The sequence below is a fragment of the Teichococcus coralli genome (genome assembly GCF_009829925.1).
GTDB classification, from domain to species: Bacteria; Pseudomonadota; Alphaproteobacteria; order Acetobacterales; family Acetobacteraceae; genus Pseudoroseomonas; species Pseudoroseomonas coralli.
In genome coordinates, this window is the sequence record NZ_SNVJ01000007.1 from 118,267 (window position 1) to 134,633 (window position 16,367).

Genomic DNA, 16,367 nt, shown 5'->3' on the forward strand with positions numbered 1-16,367 from the left:
CTGGAGGTTCGAACATGCTGTTCGATCGCATCCTGTCCCGCATGATCCGGCGCGGGACGCTGACGGTCCGCTTCCCAAGTGGAGCGACCCGCATCTACCGCGGCGCCGCGGGCCCCGTCGCCGGCTTCAACCTGCGGACCACCCGCGCCGAGCGCCGCCTGCTCACCAACCCCGGCCTGGCCTTCGGCGAGGGCTACATGGACGGCGAGATCGCCCTCCTGCCGGGCTCCTCCCTCTTTGATGTGATGGACCTCCTGGTCATCAACTGGATGGAGCAGGGCCACGCCGGCGAGCGCATCATGGAAAAGGTCCGCTGGCTGCGCCGCCACGTGGATCAGCTCAACCCCGCCGGTCGCGCCCGCCGCAACGTGGCTCACCACTACGATCTGAACGGCCGCCTCTACGCCCTCTTCCTCGACCGCGACCGGCAATATTCCTGCGCCTACTTCCCCACCGGCAACGAGACGCTGGAGGAGGCGCAGCTCCTCAAGAAGCGGCACATCGCCGCCAAGCTGCGGCTGGACACGCCTGGCCTGCACGTCCTCGACATCGGCTGCGGCTGGGGCGGCATGGCGCTGCACCTGGCGCGCGAGCATGGCGCCCGCGTCACCGGCATCACCCTTTCCACCGAGCAGCTTGAAGTCGCCCGCGGCCGCGCCGCCGAGGCCGGCCTCGCCGACCGCGTGAGCTTTGAGCTGATGGACTACCGGGATTGGAAGCAGCCGGTGGACCGCGTCGTCTCGGTCGGCATGTTCGAGCATGTCGGCATCGACCACTACCGCAGCTTCTTCCGCACCGTCCGCGGCGCGCTGAAGGAGGATGGCGTGGCGCTGATCCACGCCATCGGCCGCTCCGACGGCCCCGGCAGCACCAACCCCTGGATCGCCAAGTACATCTTTCCCGGCGGCTATTCCCCCGCGCTTTCCGAGGTGCTGCCGGCGGTGGAGAAATCCGGCCTCTGGGCGACCGACATCGAGATCCTGCGCCTGCACTACGCGCAGACCCTCGCCCACTGGCGCCGCCGCTTCGCCGCCAACCGCGACGCCATCCAGAGCCTCTATGACGAGCGCTTCTGCCGCATGTTCGAGTTCTACCTGATCGGCTCCGAGCTGGCCTTCCGCCACATGGGCCACATGAACTGGCAGATCCAGCTCGCCCGCAGGGTGGACAGCCTGCCCCTCACGCGCGACTACATGCGCGAGGCCGAGCTGAGGGCCGCCACGCACCAGACCGAGCCGGTGCCGCAGGGCTCCTCCGCCGGGCTGCGGCCCCAGGGCTGACCTGGTCGCCCCGACCTGTTGCAGGAAAGGGGCAGCAGCGCCCCTTCCCGCTTTCATCCCCGCTATCCACAGCCCTCCTCTCGCCGCGCGGTCCCCGGGCGAGCTAAACTGCGGGCATGAACAGCGTACCTCCGCCCGGTGACGGCCTGCTCGGCCTTTCGCAGCGTCATCCTCCCGCGAACCTGCAGGCGGAGCAGGCCCTCCTCGGTGCCTTGCTGGCCAACAACAAGGCCTATGAGCGCGTCTCCGAGTTTCTGGCGCCGGAGCATTTCGCCCATGCCGCGCATGGCCGCATCTTCGCCGCGATCCAGCGGCGAATCGAGGCCGGCCAGCTCGCCGACGCCGTCACCCTGCGCGCCGAGTTCGAGCATTCCGGCGTGCTGGGCGAGGTGGGCGGCGCCGCCTACCTGGCCGAGCTGCTGGGCGCCATGGTTGGCATCATCAATGCCGGCGAATACGGCAAGGTCATCCACGACGCCTGGCTGCGCCGCCAGCTGATCGACCTCGGCGAGACGGTGGTCAACCGCGCCTTCGGCGCCGAGGCCGAGCTGCAGGCGCGCGAGCAGTTGGAAGCCGCCGAGCAGGCCCTGTTCGACCTCGCCAAGGATGGCGGCTCCGAGGGCGGCTTCGTCACCTTCGGCCGGGCCCTGACCGAGGCCGTCTCCCTCGCCGAGAAGGCCTTCACCAGCGGCGGCGGCGTCTCCGGCCTGCCTTCCGGCCTGCGCGACCTCGACGCCAAGACCGGCGGCCTGCACCCCTCCGACCTCGTCATCCTGGCCGGCCGTCCAGGCATGGGCAAGACGGCGCTGGCCACCAAGATCGCCTTCGGCGCCGCCAAGTCCCTCCTCCGCGATGCCGAGGACGAGCACGGGCCGGGCGCCGTCCCCAAAGGCGGCTGCGCCATCTTCTCGCTGGAAATGAGCGCCGACCAGCTCGCCAACCGCCTCCTCTCCGAGGAGGCGCGCATCTCCGGCGACCGCATCCGCCGCGGCGAGATCCAGCAGCGCGACTTCGACAAGTTCGTCGAGGTCAGCCGCGAGATGGCGCGGCTGCCGCTCTACATTGACGACACGCCGGCGATCACCATCTCCGCCATGCGCACGCGCTGCCGCCGCCTCAAGCGCACCCGCGGGCTGGATCTGATCGTGGTGGACTACCTGCAGCTGATGCGCCCCGCCGCCGGCTCCCGCCCCGAGAACCGGGTGCAGGAGATCAGCCAGATCACCCAGGGCCTGAAGGCCATCGCCAAGGAGCTTTCCGTCCCGGTGATCGCGCTCTCCCAGCTCTCCCGCCAGGTGGAGAACCGCGAGGACAAGCGCCCGCAGCTCGCCGACCTGCGCGAGTCCGGCTCGATCGAGCAGGACGCCGACATGGTCATGTTCGTCTACCGCGACGACTACTACCTGAAGATGCAGGAGCCGAAGCAGACCAACTTCGACAACGGCGAGAAGTTCGAGGCCGCCCTGGCGAGCTGGAAGGACCGGATGGAGAAGGCCTACAACCGCGCCGACCTGATCGTCGCCAAGCAGCGCCACGGCCCCACCGGCACCATCCCGCTGTTCTTCGAGGCCGAGTTCACCCGCTTCGGCGACCTCGACATCCACCACGCGGACCCCTACGGCCATGAGTGAGGCCGAGGCCCTGGCGGGTGAGCTTGAGGTGGATCTCGGCGCCATCGTCGCCAACTGGCGCGACCTTGGCGCCAGGCACCCCTCCGGCCCGGCCGCCGGCGTGGTGAAGGCCGACGGCTACGGCCTCGGCGCCGCCCCGGTGGCGCGCGCCCTGGCCGGGTCCGGCTGCCGCCACTTCTTCGTCGCCCAGCTCTCCGAGGGCCTGGCCCTGCGCGAGGCCCTCGGCCATGGCCCGATGATCGCCGTGCTCGGCGGCTTTCCGGCGGGCGCCGATGCAGGCGCCGCGCTCACCCCGGTGCTGAACTCCCCGCGGGACGTCGCCGCCGCCCGCGCCGCCGGCCTGCGCGGCGCCATCCTGCATGTCGACACCGGCATGGAGCGGCTCGGCCTCAACGCCGCCGAGCTGACGGCAGCCGGCGACCTCTCGGACCTCGGCCTGCGCTACGTCATGACGCACCTCGCCTGCGCCGATACGCCTGATCACCCGCTGAACGCCGCCCAGGCCGCCCGCTTCGCCGCCGCCGCCGAGGCGCTGCCGGGCGTGCCGCGCTCCTTCGCCAACTCGGCCGGCATCTTCCTCGGGCGGGACTTCGCCTCCGGCCTCGCCCGCCCCGGCTGCGCCCTCTACGGCATCAACCCGACCCCCGGCCTGCCCAACCCGATGCGCCAGGTGCTGCGCCTCACCGTCCCCGTGCTGCAGCTCCGCCAGGTGCCCGCCGGCGTCACCGTCGGCTACGGCGCCACCTGGACCGCCCGCCGCGACAGCCGGATCGCCACCATTGCCGCGGGCTACGCCGATGGCTACCCTCGCGCCCTGTCCGGCCGCAGCTTCGCCACCGCCGCCGGCCGTCCCGTGCAACTGGTTGGCCGGATCTCGATGGACCTCATCACCTTGGACGTGACCGACGTGCCGGAGCTGGCGCAGGGCGACCGTGTGGAGCTGATCGGGCCGCAGCAGACGCCGGACGACATCGCCGCGCGCACCGGCACCATCGGCTACGAGATCCTGACCTCCCTTGGCGCCCGCTACCGCCGGCGCTACCTCCCGGCATGAGGCGGCCTTCCTGACTTGCAGCATCTCCTGAACCTCGTCGCCCTGCTGGGGCGGCTCGTGCTGGCAGGCTGCCGGCAGGTGGGCGGCGTCACGCTCTTCGCGCTGGAAGGCCTCTCCCACCTCGTCCGGCCGCCCTTCTACCCGCGCCTGCTCGGCCGCGCCTTCCTGGAGATCGCCTATTTCTCGCTGCCGGTGGTGGCGCTGACGGCGGTCTTCACCGGCATGGTGCTGGCGCTGCAGTCCTATTCCGGGTTTTCCCGCTTCGGCGCCGAGAGCGCGATCGCCAACGTCGTCGTCCTCTCCATCACCCGCGAGCTGGGCCCCGTGCTGGCCGGCCTGATGGTGGCCGGCCGCATCGGCGCCGCCTTCGCCGCCGAGATCGGCACCATGCGCGTCACCGACCAGATCGACGCGCTGACCACCCTCTCCACCAACCCGATGAAGTACCTGGTCGCCCCGCGCCTCGCCGCCGGCATCGTCGCCATGCCGCTGCTGGTGGTGGTGGCCGACATCCTGGGCGTGATGGGCGGCTGGCTGATCGGCACCACCAAGCTCGGCTTCACCTCCGCCTCCTACCTCACCTCCACCCTCAACTTCATGCAGGCCGGGGACGTCGTCTCCGGCCTGGTGAAGGCGGCGGTCTTCGGCTTCGTCATCGCGCTGATGGGCTGCTGGAGCGGCTATACCAGCCGCGGCGGCGCGCAGGGCGTGGGCGCCGCCACCACCGGCGCGGTGGTGGCGGCCTCCATCCTCATCCTGGCGCTGGACTACGTGCTGACCGCGATGTTCTTCGGCCTATGAGCGGCACACCGAAAATCCGCCTGCGCGGCCTCACCAAGCGCTTCAACGGCAAGCCCGTGCTGGACGGCGTGGATCTCGACGTCGCCGCCGGCGAGGGCATGGTGATCCTCGGCGGCTCCGGCTCCGGCAAGTCCGTCACCATCAAGTGCATCCTGGGCCTGATCCGGCCGGATGCCGGCACGGTCGAGATCGACGGCCGTGACGTGCTGTCCATGCCGCGCCGCGAGCGCGAGGCGGTGAACGACCGCATCGGCATGCTGTTCCAGAACGCGGCGCTGTTCGACAGCCTGCCGGTCTGGGAGAACGTCTGCTTCAAGCTGCTGGCCCAGAAGCGCATCACCCGCTCCAGGGCGCGCGACAAGGCCGCCGAGGTGCTGGCCCAGGTCGGCCTGGCGCCCAGCGTCGGCGACCTCTCGCCCGCCGAGCTTTCGGGCGGCATGCAGAAGCGCGTCGGCCTCGCCCGCGCCATCGCCGCCGAGCCCGACATCATCTTCTTCGACGAGCCGACAACGGGCCTCGACCCCATCATGGGCGCGGTGATCGACGGGCTGATCGTGGACGTGGTGCAGCGCCTCGGCGCCACCGCCGTCTCCATCACGCACGACATGGCCAGCGCCCGCCGCATCGGCACGACGGCGGCGATGCTGCACAAGGGCAGCATCATCTGGACCGGCCCGGCCGCCAGCCTGGGCGAGACCGGCAACCCCATGGTGGACCAGTTCGCGCGCGGCGAGCGCGAGGGACCGATCCAGATGGAGCTGCGCAGGTAGCCCTCCCGGCGTCCGGGGAGGCGAGGACCCCCCGACCCTCCGCCGGGAAGCTGAGAGATTTCCGCCCCCGCAGGCAACGGCTTCCCCGGCGAGCGGCGCCCTCAGTTGATGCGCCGCTGCGCGGCCGACTGGCTGCTGGAGGGCACCATCAGGGTGCGCAGGGCGGCCGCCAGCGCACCCTGGGTGAGCGGCTTGCGCAGCAATGCCGTCCGTCCCTGGCCGCCGCCGGTCGCCCAGCCGCCGGGCAGCGCCCCGTAGCCGGTGGCGAAGACCACCGGAACGCCGCGCCGCACCAGCAGGTCGGCCACCGGGAAAACCGCCTGCCCGCGCAGGTTCACGTCCAGCACCGCGGCATCCAGCAGCGCTTCCTCGCTGGCCAGCCGCAAGGCCTCCGAAAGGCTGGCCGCCGGCCCCACCACGGTGAAGCCCAGCGCGTGCAGCTGCGTCTCCAGCTCCATGGCGACGAGCGGCTCATCCTCCGCGAGCAGCACGCGGCGCGGCCGCAGGCCCGCAGCGGGCTGGACGGCTGTCGCCACCACGGGCCGCGCACCCTCCACGGGGCGCGTCGCCGTTCGCGGCGCCACGCGATCCGCCGCGATGATCATGGCGCAATGCAGCCCCTCAGGCCGCCAATCCAGGCTGATGCTGCCGCCGAGCTGGCTGCGCACGGTGGCATCCACCATGCGCAGACCGAAGCCACGGCGCCTGGGCTTCTGCACCGTCCCGGCGGCTGCGGAAACCTCCTCGGCCCATTCCAGCTTCAGCCGGCCGTCCGGAAGCATCGCCCAGCGCACCGCCAGCTCGCCTTCGTCACCGGCCAGCGCTCCATGCCGCACGGCATTGGAGGTCAGCTCGTGCGAAACCATGGCAATCGCCTGCACGGCTTCCGGCGCCAGCCAGATGCCGGCGCCGTAGATCGCCACGCGCCTGGAGCGCAGATAAACCGAAAGCTCGCCCTCGATCAGCGCGCGCAGGTCGCCGCCGCTCCAGTTCTCCTGGGCGAGCAGGGTATGCGCCCGCGCCAGGGCGCCGACCCTTCCCTCGACGGCCGCGGCGAAATGGGCGGGCTCCTCGCTCTGGCTCAGCCGGATGATGGACTGCACCACCGCCAGAACGTTCTTCGCACGGTGATCGACCTCGCGCATCAGCAGCGCCTGCCGCTCCTCCGTGCCGCGCTGCAGCGTGACATCCTCGCCGGACGCCACCACCGCCAGCAACCGCCCGCCCCCGTCATGCAGCACGGCATTGCTCCAGGAGACGAGGCGTTCCTCGCCGTCGGCCCGCTGGACGTGGGTTTCGTTGCGCAGATGGGACGGCTCGGCCGTGCCCGCCGCGACGCGCATGAAGGCGGTCCGTGCCGGTTCGCGCTGGCGCTCGGGCAGGAAGGCGGTGAACCAGTCCCGCCCGATCGCCTCCTCCTCCTGCGAGAGGCCAAGCACCTCGATGCCCCGGCGGTTGATGCCCTGCACGACGCCATCCGGCCCCAGCACCACCAGCATGACGCCGGCAACGTCGAAATACAGCCGAGTCCGGTCGCGCTCCGTGCGCAGCGCCGAAGCGGCCGCCTCCGCCGCCTCGGCCCGCCCATTGGCGGCGGCACGGCTGCGGATCATCTCGGCCGAGCGGCGCAGTCCAAGGCGAAGTGCCTCGAACTCCGCCACCGGCCCCGGCAGGCTGACCGGCGGCGGCAGCGATCCCGCGGCCAGCACCTCCGCCTCGAAAGCCAGCGCGCGCACCGGCTTCAGCAGCCGCCAGGCCATCAGCAGGGCGATGCCCAGGGCCGCCGCCAGCAGGGCCGCCGCCCAGATGGCCAGCCGCTCGAGCGGCTGGCGCCAGGCCGCCTCATACGCGTCCTGCGGCGCCGTCACCACGGCAGACCAGGGCAGCCGCTCCATCCGCTGGAAAGCGGCGACGATCGGCCGCCCGGCCAACGAGATGCCGTCGGCGACGCCATCCCCCGACGATTCGATGGCCTTGCGCAGCCAGTCGGGTGCCAGATGGCCGACCCGCCGCTCATGGCTCAGCGAGCGGGCGATGATTTCGCCGGTCCGCACATGGACCAACGCCACGATGGCGCCCGGCTGGACACCGGCGAGCAGGCCGGAAAGCCGGCTTGGATCAACCGCCAGGATCAGCACGCGGCGCGGGTCGCTCTCCACGCCGCCCAGGTCATGCGGCGGCGCGTGCGGCGGCGTGACCGGCACGAAGGCCGCCAGGATGGGACGTCCGGCCACGCTGCCGCTGAACAGGTCGCTGACAACGGTCCGTCCGCTGGCCAGTGCCTCCTCGATCCAGACGCGCCCCTGGGCTTCCGGCAGCTTGGCGCCAAGCGGCCGCAGCGTGTTGAAGATCTGCGTTCCGTCGGGATTGGCGAGCACCACCCAGCCGCCGAAGGCGTGCCCCACCGCCCGGGCCTGGGCATAGAATTCCGCGACTTCCTCCGGCCTGGCCTGCTCCAGCCGCGCGAGGGGCGGCCAGTGCGCCAGGCTGGCTGCCGCCGTCGCCACCACATCGAGTTCCCGCTCGACGGCGACAGAGGTCGCGCGCGCAGTGCCGCGCAGCCCCGCCGCCGCGGCCTGCTGGTAGGCCGAGCCCAGTTGCCAGGCCGTCACGCCCCCGGCGAGCAGCGCCGGGATGAGCACCACAAGCGTCAGGGTCAGGAGGTAGACCCGCAAGCCAGGACGGCCGGCGCGCTGCGACGAGCGGCGTCCCGCGAGACGCGGCCCCTCAGCCTTGGGCGCGCTAGGCGACGGCATGACGAACTGGCCCGCCCTGGAGGCGGCCGCGGAAAGAGCGGCGCGATGGGGTCACCGCGCTCTCCGAATCCCGTGAGAAGGCATGGAGCGCAGAAGGACAGCGCCGGCGGCAGGAGCCGAAAGCGGGGCGGCCAGCGAAAGATGCTCCATCATCCAAGGGACACAACCGGTAGTCGCAGAAATCTGTTTTAGTACAAGCATGGCAGCCGGTTTTTGCAGGCCTCGCAAGACCTCACTCCCCCGCATCGTCACCGATCACGCGAATTTATTGCCCTCTCCCGACGGGGCGCGGGCATTTTGCACAACATCGCACCTTCAACCAGCCCAGATCCAGTTCGGAATCGATTGGGTTGCAGATGTTGCGGAATTTCATCATCGCCGGGCCGGGACTCCCATAGGTCCACGGTTTGTTCCATATTCGCGGCATGGCCAAAACCATTGCCCGTTTCGTCTGTCAGAACTGCGGTGCCGTCACCGCCAAGTGGCAGGGGCGCTGCGACACCTGCGGCGAATGGAACACCCTTGTCGAGGAGCAGCCCGAAGCCCGCGCCCCCGGCCCGGCCGGCAAGGCGGCCGGCGGACGGCGCATCGAGTTCGTCGGGCTGAAGGGCCGCGCCGCGCCGCCGCCGCGCACCACCACCGGCATGGCCGAGCTGGACCGCGTGCTGGGCGGCGGCTTCGTGCCGGGGTCGGTGGTGCTGGTGGGCGGCGACCCCGGCATCGGCAAGTCCACCATCCTGCTGCAGGCCGCCGCCCGCATCGCCGCCGCCGGCCGCCGCACGCTCTACATCTCGGGCGAGGAGTCCATCGACCAGGTGCGGCTGCGCGCCCTGCGGCTCGGCCTCACCAACAGCCCGCTCGGCCTCGCCGCCGCCACCTCGCTGCGCGACATCGCCGCCTCCCTGGAGGAGGAGCGCGAGGCCACGCTGGTCATCATCGACTCGATCCAGACCGTCTGGCTGGACAGCCTGGAGGCCGCCCCCGGCACCGTCAGCCAGGTGCGCGCCTGCGCCGCCGAACTGACCCGGCTCGCCAAGACCCGCAATTTCGCCGTGGTGCTGGTCGGCCACGTCACCAAGGAGGGCACCTTGGCCGGCCCCCGCGTGCTGGAGCACATGGTGGACGCCACGCTCTACTTCGAAGGCGACCGCGGCCACCAGTTCCGCATCCTGCGCGCGGTGAAGAACCGCTTCGGCGCCACCGACGAGATCGGCGTCTTCGAGATGACCGACCAGGGCCTCGTCGAGGTCGCCAACCCCTCCGCGCTCTTCCTGGCCGAGCGGCGCGGCAACATTTCCGGCAGCGCCGTCTTCGCCGGCATGGAGGGCACCCGCCCCGTGCTGGTGGAGATCCAGGCCCTGCTCTCCCCCTCCACCTCGGGCGGCTCGCCGCGGCGGCAGGTGGTGGGCTGGGACTCCGGGCGGCTGGCCATGCTGATGGCGGTGCTCGAATCCCGCTGCCGGGTCAGCCTCGGCCAGAACGATGTCTACCTGAACATCGCCGGCGGGCTGCGCATCACCGAACCCGCCGCCGACCTCGCCGTCGCCGCCGCCCTGGTCTCCGCCGCCACCGATCGCCCGACCGACCCCGACACGGTGTTCTTCGGCGAGGTCGGCCTTTCCGGCGAGGTGCGGCAGGTGGCGCATACCGACAACCGCCTGCGCGAGGCCGCCAAGCTCGGCTTCGCCAGCGCCACCCTGCCCCGCCGGGTGGCGCGCGGCGGGCGTGCCGCCTCGGCGCCGGACGGGCTGAAGGCCGCCGAGATCGGCCATCTGGCCGATCTTGTCGCCGCCCTCGCCGCCGCCCCGCCGGCGAGGCGCGCCAAACCCGCCGAGGAGCGCGCCTCCGCGTGACTCCGCGCCGCCGCTTGGCTATAGCCTGCCCCCGATGACCTGGGTGGACGGCATTGTTCTCGCGGTGATCGCCCTCTCGGCGCTCATCGCCTTTTCGCGTGGCCTCGTGCGTGAGGTGCTGGGCGTCGGTGCCTGGGCGGGCGCCGTGGTCTTCGCCCTCTACCTCTTTCCCCGCGCGGCGCCCTTGCTGGCCGGCACGGTGCAGCCGCCCTGGCTGGCCGAGCTGATCGCCATCGGCCTCTGCTTCATTGTCGCGCTGGTGGTGCTCAAGCTGCTGATCGCCTGGTTCGCCGGCCTGGTGCGGGCCTCGGTCCTCGGGGGGCTGGACCGCGCGCTCGGCATGGTCTTCGGCCTCGCGCGGGGTGCTTTTCTCGTCCTGCTCGCCTATATCCTCGGCGGGCTGTTTCTTCCCTCGGTGGAGCGCTGGCCGGAGCCGGTGCGCGAGGCGCGGAGCCTGCCCGTGGTGGCGGATGCGGCGGCCGGACTTGTGGCGCAGCTTCCGCCGGAGTATCGCCCGCGACTTCCAGACCTGCCCCGCAGCGACATGCCCAGCATGGACGAGTTGCTGCGCCCCCCGGCGCGAGGCCGGTGATGAGGATGCCGATGCAGCCCCTGCTCTCCACGCAACCCTGGGACGAAGACGACGGCTTCCACGAGGAATGCGGCGTGTTCGGCGTCTGGAACGCCACCGACGCGGCGGCGCTCACCGCGCTTGGCCTGCACGCGCTGCAACACCGCGGGCAGGAGGCTTCCGGCATTGTCGCCCTTTCCGAGAAGGGCAGCTTCAACGCCCATCGCGGCCTCGGCCTCGTCGGCGACATCTTCGGCGACGCCAAGGTCATGGCCGGCCTCAAGGGCCGCTCGGCCGTCGGCCACAACCGCTATGCCACGACCGGCGAGACGGCGCTGCGCAACGTGCAGCCGCTCTTCGCCGATTTCGAGTTCGGCGGCCTCGCCGTGGCGCACAATGGCAACCTGACCAACGCGGCGCAGCTTAAGCGCGCCCTGGTCCGCCGCGGCTGCCTGTTCCAGAGCACCACGGATTCCGAGGTCTTCGTCCACCTCATCGCCATCAGCCTCTACAGCAACGTGGTGGACCGGCTGATCGACGCGCTGAAGCAGGTCCAGGGCGCCTATTCCCTGGTCGCCCTGCATGACGGCGCGCTGATCGGCGCGCGCGACCCGCTCGGCGTCCGCCCGCTGGTGCTCGGCCGCTTCGGCGTCGGCGAGGGCGGCGCCTATGTGCTGGCCAGCGAGACCTGCGCGCTCGACATCGTCGGCGCCGAGTTCGTGCGCGACATCGAGCCGGGCGAGATCGTCATTATCGACAACGACGGCCTGCGCAGCATGAAGCCCTTCGGCCGCAGCCAGAGCCGCTTCTGCATCTTCGAGTACATCTACTTCGCCCGGCCGGACTCGGTGGTCGAGGGCACCCCGGTCTACGAGACGCGCAAGCGCATCGGTGGCGAGCTGGCCCGCGAGAGCCATGTGGCGGCCGACGTGGTGGTGCCGGTGCCGGATTCCGGCGTGCCCGCCGCCATGGGCTACGCCGCCGAGGCCGGGATTCCCTTCGAGCTGGGCATCATCCGCAACCACTATGTCGGCCGCACCTTCATCGAGCCGACCGACCAGATCCGCCATCTCGGCGTCAAGCTGAAGCATTCCGCCAACCGGCCGATGATCGAGGGCCGCCGCGTCATCCTGGTGGACGACTCCATCGTGCGCGGCACCACCTCCAAGAAGATCGTCGAGATGGTGCGCCAGGCCGGGGCCAAGGAGGTGCACATGCGCATCTCCTCGCCGCCGACCACGCATTCCTGCTTCTATGGCATCGACACGCCGGAGCGGGAGAAGCTGCTCGCCGCGAACCACGACGTCGAGGAGATGGCGCGCATCATCGGCGCCGACAGCCTCGCCTTCATCTCGCTGGACGGCATGTACCGCGCCCTCGGCCGCCCGGGCCGTGACGCCGCCAATCCCGGCTACTGCGACGCCTGCTTCACCGGCGACTACGCCATCCCGCTGACCGACCTGACCGGCCACCCCGAGCGCGCCCCCGCCCTGCTGGCGGCCAACGGCCAGTGAGGGAGGGGCCAGTGAGGGAGGGGCCAGTGAGGGAGGGGCCGCTCGCCGGGCAGGTCGCCCTCGTCACCGGCGCCAGTCGCGGCATCGGCGCCGCGCTGGCAGTGGAACTGGCCCGTCTCGGCGCACATTGCGTGCTGCTCGCCCGCACCCAGGGTGGGCTGGAGGAGACGGACGACGCCATCCGCGCCGTCGGCGGCGCCACCACCCTCCTGCCCTTCGACCTGGCGAAGGACGCCGAGAAGATCGACGTCATCGGCCCCTCCCTGGTGGAGCGCTTCGGCCGGCTGGACGTGCTGGTGCACGCCGCGGGCGCGCTCGGCAGCCTGACGCCCGTGGCGCATATCCAGCCGCGCGAATGGGCCGAGGTGGCGGGCGTGAACATGACCGCCACCTGGCGCCTGATCCGCACCTGCGACCCGCCCTTGCGTGCGGCCCCGGCTGGCCGGGCGGTCTTCCTCACCACCGCGCAGGCGCGCCAGCCGAAGGCCTTCTGGGGTCCCTACGGCGCGACCAAGGCCGGCATGGAATACCTGGTGAGATGCTGGGCGCAGGAGGTCGAGAAGACGCCGCTGCGGGTGAACCTCTTCGACCCTGGCGTGGTGGCCACCAAGCTGCGCGCCAAGGCCATGCCCGGGGAGGACCCGAAGCGCCTTGCCCAGCCCGCCGACGTCGCTCCCGCCCTCGCCGCCCTCTGCCTGCCCGGCGAGACCCGGCATGGCGAGACAATCGCCCGTCTCGGCTAGAGCATTTTCCGTTCGCACTGGCTCACGGGAAACGCTCTAGCCGTTTGTTTTGACGAGCATCTTCACCCGTCCCGATGATGCCGTCGGAACGGGATCTGCTCTAGGCGGGCCGGGCCTCAGGGCTCCTGGTAGCCCAGCACCCGCAGGCTCAGCCGGTATTGCGCGGGGTCGTGCGTGAACCAGAGGCCGCCGCGCTGGCGCGAGCCGCGCGGCACGTAGTCGAACCGCACCTGGCTCGCCTCCACCAGCCGCCCCTCCGCTTCGAGCCGCCCCTCGATCTCCACCGCCGAAGCGGTGGATTGCGCCGGGTTGGCCGCCTCGAACCGCACCAGCCAGCCCTGCGAGGCTGGCTGCACCGCCTCCACCCGCAGCCGGATGTCGGGCGGCGCCTTGTCGTCGCCGGGGATCTGCGCCCCCACCACCGCCAGCACCGCCAGCACGATGGCGCCGCCCAGCGCCGCGCAGATCCATTCGAGGGCCGGCGTGCGCCTGGCCATCCCGCTCACACCACCAACCGCGCGATGGCGGCGCCGAGCGCGGCGGGAAAGCCCAGCACGACGGACATCATGACCACCAGTTCCGGCGCCGTGCCATCGGTGCGGCCGAAGGTCCAGAGCACGTAGGCGCTGAGCAACAGCGCGATGGCATAGCCCACCAGCGTGTAGGTGAAGAAGGTGGACCAGAAGCCCGCCCCTTCCGGAAACCGCTCCTGCCCCGCGAAGCCCACCGTATAGACCAGCAAGTGCAGCAGCAGGATCGAGATCGCCGCCAGGCCCAGCACCTGCCTGGGGCTCATCTTGAAGGTGATCAGGATCATCTCCTCCGTCGGCGCCACGTTGAAGGCCAGGAACAGCGCCCCCGCCGCCATCAGGAAGAGCTGCGCCGGATAGCCCGCGCGGTCCTGCTTGCCCTCGCCCGAGGCGTCGCCGAACTGCTGGCGCGCCGCCACCGCGCCGATTCCGGCCGGCACCGCCTGGATCGCCACCATGCCGACGGCGCCGCGCCAGCCCATCTCGCCATCCAGGAGGCCGAGCATCCAGAGCACGGCGAGGCTGCACAGGAACCCGACGCCAAAGGCCACCAGCCCGTCCAGCACGGCGTCGAGCACCCCGTCGGAAGGCTCGAAGCCGCTGTAGTAGGCAAGCCCGGCCAGCATCCCGAGCCCCAGCAGCAGGAACAGGAACAGGCGGAGCGGCGCGATGTAGAAGCCGATCCACCACATCTCCATGGTCATCACCAGCGGAAAGGCGAAGATCAACGCCCCCGCCAGGGCGCGCGCCAGTCCGATGGCGTATTCGAGGTTGGCGCCTCGTGCCCTGCCTTTCCCCGCCGAGTCCGCCATCTGCCGTTCCATCTCCCGCTCTGCTGGAGAACCCCAGCGGGTGCGCGGCGTTTCCATCGCCGTTCCGCGCCGCGCTCAACCGGCCCCCGCCAGTTCGCGCCGCATGAGGGTGAGGGTGCCGGCCCCATGCGGCAGTCGCTCCACGACCTCCCAGCCGGCGCGCGCATAGAAGTCCTCCGCCGCCTCCGTGTAGAGCCAGACCGCGGTGAAGCCGGCCTGCCGCGCTGCCGCCTCCGCTCTTGCGAGCAGCCGGCGTGCATGTCCCTGCCCACGCGCCGCGGGCAGGACGAAAAGCCCGGCCAGCCAGGGCGTCAGCTCCGGCATGGAGTCGAGGTCACCCGCCACGAGGCTGGCCGTCGCCACCGGCTCGCCCGCCGCGAGCAGCACGAATGTCTGCGGCACGGCGCCGGGCGCCGCCGATGCCTGCACCGCCGCCAGCGTCGCCTCCAGCCCGTGCCCGGCCTCCTGCCAGAAGGCCTGCCACAGCCAGCCCGCGACCAGCGGTGCCAGCTCCGGCCGTTCGGCGATGGTGGTGATCCGGATCTCGTCCGACATCCCGCCTCCTTCCCCGGCGCGCGGGAAACGCGGGCTTCCGGGCCGGCGCCCCTGCAGCGCGCCGACCGGTGAGGACCCGCCCCCGGCCCTCGCAGCTTGACGTGGCGCGCCGATCGCGCAAGATCACTCGATGCTCGCGACCATCCTCATCAAGCGCATTACCAAGACGACCGCTCCGGCGGGGCGTCCTCTGGTGCGTGCGCGGTGATCGCCACGGCATAAAGCACCAGAAGGCCCCGCCGGAAACGGACGGGGCCAGGCCGGATGTCACGGCCCCGTCTCTCCCGGCACCACGGAAGAGACCCCATGCTGACCCTTGAAGAACCCCTCCAGGCCGCCCCCCACCAGGTGGTGCCCGCCACGCCGACGGTGGCGATCGTCGGCGCCACCGGCGCGGTGGGCGTCGAGCTGCTGCACTGCCTGGAGGCGCGGAACTTCCCCCTCGCCGGCCTGAAGCTGCTGGCCTCCCCCCGCTCCGCCGGCAGGACCCTGCGCTTCCGCAACCAGGAGCTGCCGGTCGAGGCGCTGGACGAAGCGAGCTTCGAGGGCGTGAACGTCGCGCTCTTCTCCGCCGGCAGCGGCGTCTCGAAGCGCTATGCGGCCGCGGCGGTGAAGGCCGGTGCGGTGGTGGTGGACAACTCCTCCGCCTTCCGCATGGACCCGGACGTGCCGCTGGTGGTGCCGGAGGTGAACGGCGCCGCCATCGCCAGCCATCGCGGCATCATCGCCAACCCCAACTGCGTCGCCATCATCGCGACGGTGCCGCTCTGGCCGCTGCACCAGCGCCACCGCATCCGCCGCGTCACCGCCGCCACCTACCAGGCGGCCTCGGGCGCCGGCGCCGCGGCGATGGAGGAGCTGCGCGAATCGACCGCCGCCGCGCTGCGCGGCGAGGCTTTCACGCCCAGGGTCCTGCCGCACCCCTATGCCTTCAACCTGTTCAGCCACAATGCCGAGGTGGACCCGGAGAGCGGCTACAACGGCGAGGAGCTGAAGGTGATCGCGGAAACCCGCCGCATCATGGACGTGCCGGCCCTGCCGATCGGCATCACCTGCGTCCGGGTACCGGTGCTGCGGGCGCACGCCATCGCGCTGACCGTGGAGTTCGAGGCCCCCGTCACCCCGGAGGAGGTCCGCGCCACCCTCGCCGGTGCCCCGGGCGTGCGCCTGGTGGACGATCGCGCCGCCAACCACTTCCCCATGCCCTCCGAGGCCACGGGGCAGGGCGACGTGCTGGCCGGCCGCATCCGCCCCGACCTGGGCGACCCTTCCGGCCGTTCAGTGGCGCTGTTTGTCGCCGGCGACCAGCTCCTGAAGGGCGCCGCGCTGAACGCCGTGCAGATCGCCGAGCAGCTGCTGCGCCGCTGAGCGGGTGCGGGGTCCACGGGGCTCACCCCCCCTCCGGCCGCAGGGGTTGGGGGGGGCGGAGCCCTCCCTCGCTAGAGCGGATCCCGTTCCGGTGGCATCATCGGGACGGGTGAAGATTTCCGTCAGAAC

General features: G+C 71.5%; 14 protein-coding genes. 10 read left to right on the forward strand and 4 right to left on the reverse strand.

The window, feature by feature from the left end; genetic code table 11:
- Positions 1-14 precede the first annotated feature (14 nt).
- From E0493_RS10335 to E0493_RS10355, 5 genes are all read left to right on the forward strand, one after another.
- Positions 15-1,280: an SAM-dependent methyltransferase gene (locus E0493_RS10335; protein WP_160936862.1), complete on the forward strand. Its 1,266-nt coding sequence runs from the start codon at positions 15-17 to the stop codon at positions 1,278-1,280.
- A 116-nt stretch (positions 1,281-1,396) separates the two neighbouring features.
- On the forward strand, positions 1,397-2,911 hold the full coding sequence (locus tag E0493_RS10340) for a replicative DNA helicase (protein WP_160936863.1): 1,515 nt from the start codon (positions 1,397-1,399) through the stop codon (positions 2,909-2,911).
- Entirely contained in the window at positions 2,904-3,965 is a 1,062-nt protein-coding gene (alr, locus tag E0493_RS10345) for an alanine racemase (protein ID WP_160936864.1), read from the forward strand. Before E0493_RS10340 ends, alr begins: the two co-directional genes overlap by 8 nt.
- A 15-nt stretch (positions 3,966-3,980) precedes the next feature.
- The gene (locus E0493_RS10350; RefSeq protein WP_160936865.1) at positions 3,981-4,766 is read left to right on the forward strand and encodes an MlaE family ABC transporter permease; all 786 of its coding nucleotides are present in this window, start codon (positions 3,981-3,983) and stop codon (positions 4,764-4,766) included.
- Positions 4,763-5,536 carry an ABC transporter ATP-binding protein gene (locus E0493_RS10355; RefSeq protein WP_160936866.1) on the forward strand — a complete coding sequence of 258 codons (774 nt, stop codon included), beginning with the start codon at positions 4,763-4,765 and terminating at the stop codon, positions 5,534-5,536. The genes E0493_RS10350 and E0493_RS10355 overlap by 4 nt, the downstream gene beginning before the upstream one ends.
- 101 nt (positions 5,537-5,637) lie before the next feature.
- On the opposite strand, the gene E0493_RS10360 is transcribed toward E0493_RS10355, so the two are convergent.
- Positions 5,638-8,211: an HWE histidine kinase domain-containing protein gene (locus tag E0493_RS10360; RefSeq protein ID WP_160936867.1), complete on the reverse strand. Its 2,574-nt coding sequence runs from the start codon at positions 8,209-8,211 to the stop codon at positions 5,638-5,640.
- A gap of 506 nt (positions 8,212-8,717) precedes the next feature.
- Between E0493_RS10360 and radA the strand changes: the two genes are divergently transcribed.
- The 4 genes from radA to E0493_RS10380 are packed head-to-tail and all read left to right on the forward strand — an operon-like array spanning position 8,718 to position 12,973.
- On the forward strand, positions 8,718-10,145 hold the full coding sequence (gene radA, locus E0493_RS10365; protein WP_160936868.1) for a DNA repair protein RadA: 1,428 nt from the start codon (positions 8,718-8,720) through the stop codon (positions 10,143-10,145).
- A gap of 34 nt (positions 10,146-10,179) precedes the next feature.
- Positions 10,180-10,737: a CvpA family protein gene (locus tag E0493_RS10370; RefSeq protein WP_160936869.1), complete on the forward strand. Its 558-nt coding sequence runs from the start codon at positions 10,180-10,182 to the stop codon at positions 10,735-10,737.
- A gap of 5 nt (positions 10,738-10,742) precedes the next feature.
- The gene (purF, locus tag E0493_RS10375) at positions 10,743-12,230 is read left to right on the forward strand and encodes an amidophosphoribosyltransferase (RefSeq protein WP_202397041.1); all 1,488 of its coding nucleotides are present in this window, start codon (positions 10,743-10,745) and stop codon (positions 12,228-12,230) included.
- Positions 12,231-12,256: 26 nt separating this feature from the next.
- Positions 12,257-12,973 (forward strand): SDR family NAD(P)-dependent oxidoreductase, encoded by a 717-nt coding sequence (locus tag E0493_RS10380; RefSeq protein ID WP_160936871.1) that lies wholly within the window; start codon positions 12,257-12,259, stop codon positions 12,971-12,973.
- 116 nt (positions 12,974-13,089) lie between these two features.
- Here the strand turns inward: E0493_RS10380 and E0493_RS10385 are convergent, their stop codons facing one another.
- The 3 genes from E0493_RS10385 to E0493_RS10395 all read right to left on the reverse strand — a co-directional run bounded on the left by E0493_RS10385 (position 13,090) and on the right by E0493_RS10395 (position 14,870).
- Positions 13,090-13,470 carry a hypothetical protein gene (locus E0493_RS10385; protein ID WP_160936872.1) on the reverse strand — a complete coding sequence of 127 codons (381 nt, stop codon included), beginning with the start codon at positions 13,468-13,470 and terminating at the stop codon, positions 13,090-13,092.
- Between the two features lie 5 nt (positions 13,471-13,475).
- Positions 13,476-14,327, reverse strand: a complete 852-nt coding sequence (locus tag E0493_RS10390) for a TIGR02587 family membrane protein (protein ID WP_235913690.1) — start codon at positions 14,325-14,327, stop codon at positions 13,476-13,478.
- Positions 14,328-14,390: 63 nt separating this feature from the next.
- Entirely contained in the window at positions 14,391-14,870 is a 480-nt protein-coding gene (locus E0493_RS10395; RefSeq protein WP_202397042.1) for a GNAT family N-acetyltransferase, read from the reverse strand.
- Between the two features lie 306 nt (positions 14,871-15,176).
- Here E0493_RS10395 and E0493_RS10400 point away from each other — a divergent pair, with 306 nt between their 5' ends.
- Positions 15,177-16,238, forward strand: a complete 1,062-nt coding sequence (locus tag E0493_RS10400; protein WP_160936873.1) for an aspartate-semialdehyde dehydrogenase — start codon at positions 15,177-15,179, stop codon at positions 16,236-16,238.
- The last annotated feature ends 129 nt before the right edge of the window (positions 16,239-16,367 follow it).

Excerpts from the sequence above, each read along its gene's own strand:
- E0493_RS10370 (WP_160936869.1), top strand. The coding sequence starts at position 10,180 with ATGACCTGGGTGGACGGCATTGTTCTCGCGGTGATCGCCCTCTCGGCG.
- E0493_RS10385 (WP_160936872.1), bottom strand. The coding sequence starts at position 13,470 with ATGGCCAGGCGCACGCCGGCCCTCGAATGGATCTGCGCGGCGCTGGGC.
- E0493_RS10400 (WP_160936873.1), top strand. The coding sequence starts at position 15,177 with ATGCTGACCCTTGAAGAACCCCTCCAGGCCGCCCCCCACCAGGTGGTG.
- alr (WP_160936864.1), top strand. The coding sequence starts at position 2,904 with ATGAGTGAGGCCGAGGCCCTGGCGGGTGAGCTTGAGGTGGATCTCGGC.
- E0493_RS10395 (WP_202397042.1), bottom strand. The coding sequence starts at position 14,870 with ATGTCGGACGAGATCCGGATCACCACCATCGCCGAACGGCCGGAGCTG.
- E0493_RS10390 (WP_235913690.1), bottom strand. The coding sequence starts at position 14,327 with ATGGAACGGCAGATGGCGGACTCGGCGGGGAAAGGCAGGGCACGAGGC.
- E0493_RS10340 (WP_160936863.1), top strand. The coding sequence starts at position 1,397 with ATGAACAGCGTACCTCCGCCCGGTGACGGCCTGCTCGGCCTTTCGCAG.
- E0493_RS10335 (WP_160936862.1), top strand. The coding sequence starts at position 15 with ATGCTGTTCGATCGCATCCTGTCCCGCATGATCCGGCGCGGGACGCTG.
- E0493_RS10355 (WP_160936866.1), top strand. The coding sequence starts at position 4,763 with ATGAGCGGCACACCGAAAATCCGCCTGCGCGGCCTCACCAAGCGCTTC.
- purF (WP_202397041.1), top strand. The coding sequence starts at position 10,743 with ATGCCGATGCAGCCCCTGCTCTCCACGCAACCCTGGGACGAAGACGAC.
- radA (WP_160936868.1), top strand. The coding sequence starts at position 8,718 with ATGGCCAAAACCATTGCCCGTTTCGTCTGTCAGAACTGCGGTGCCGTC.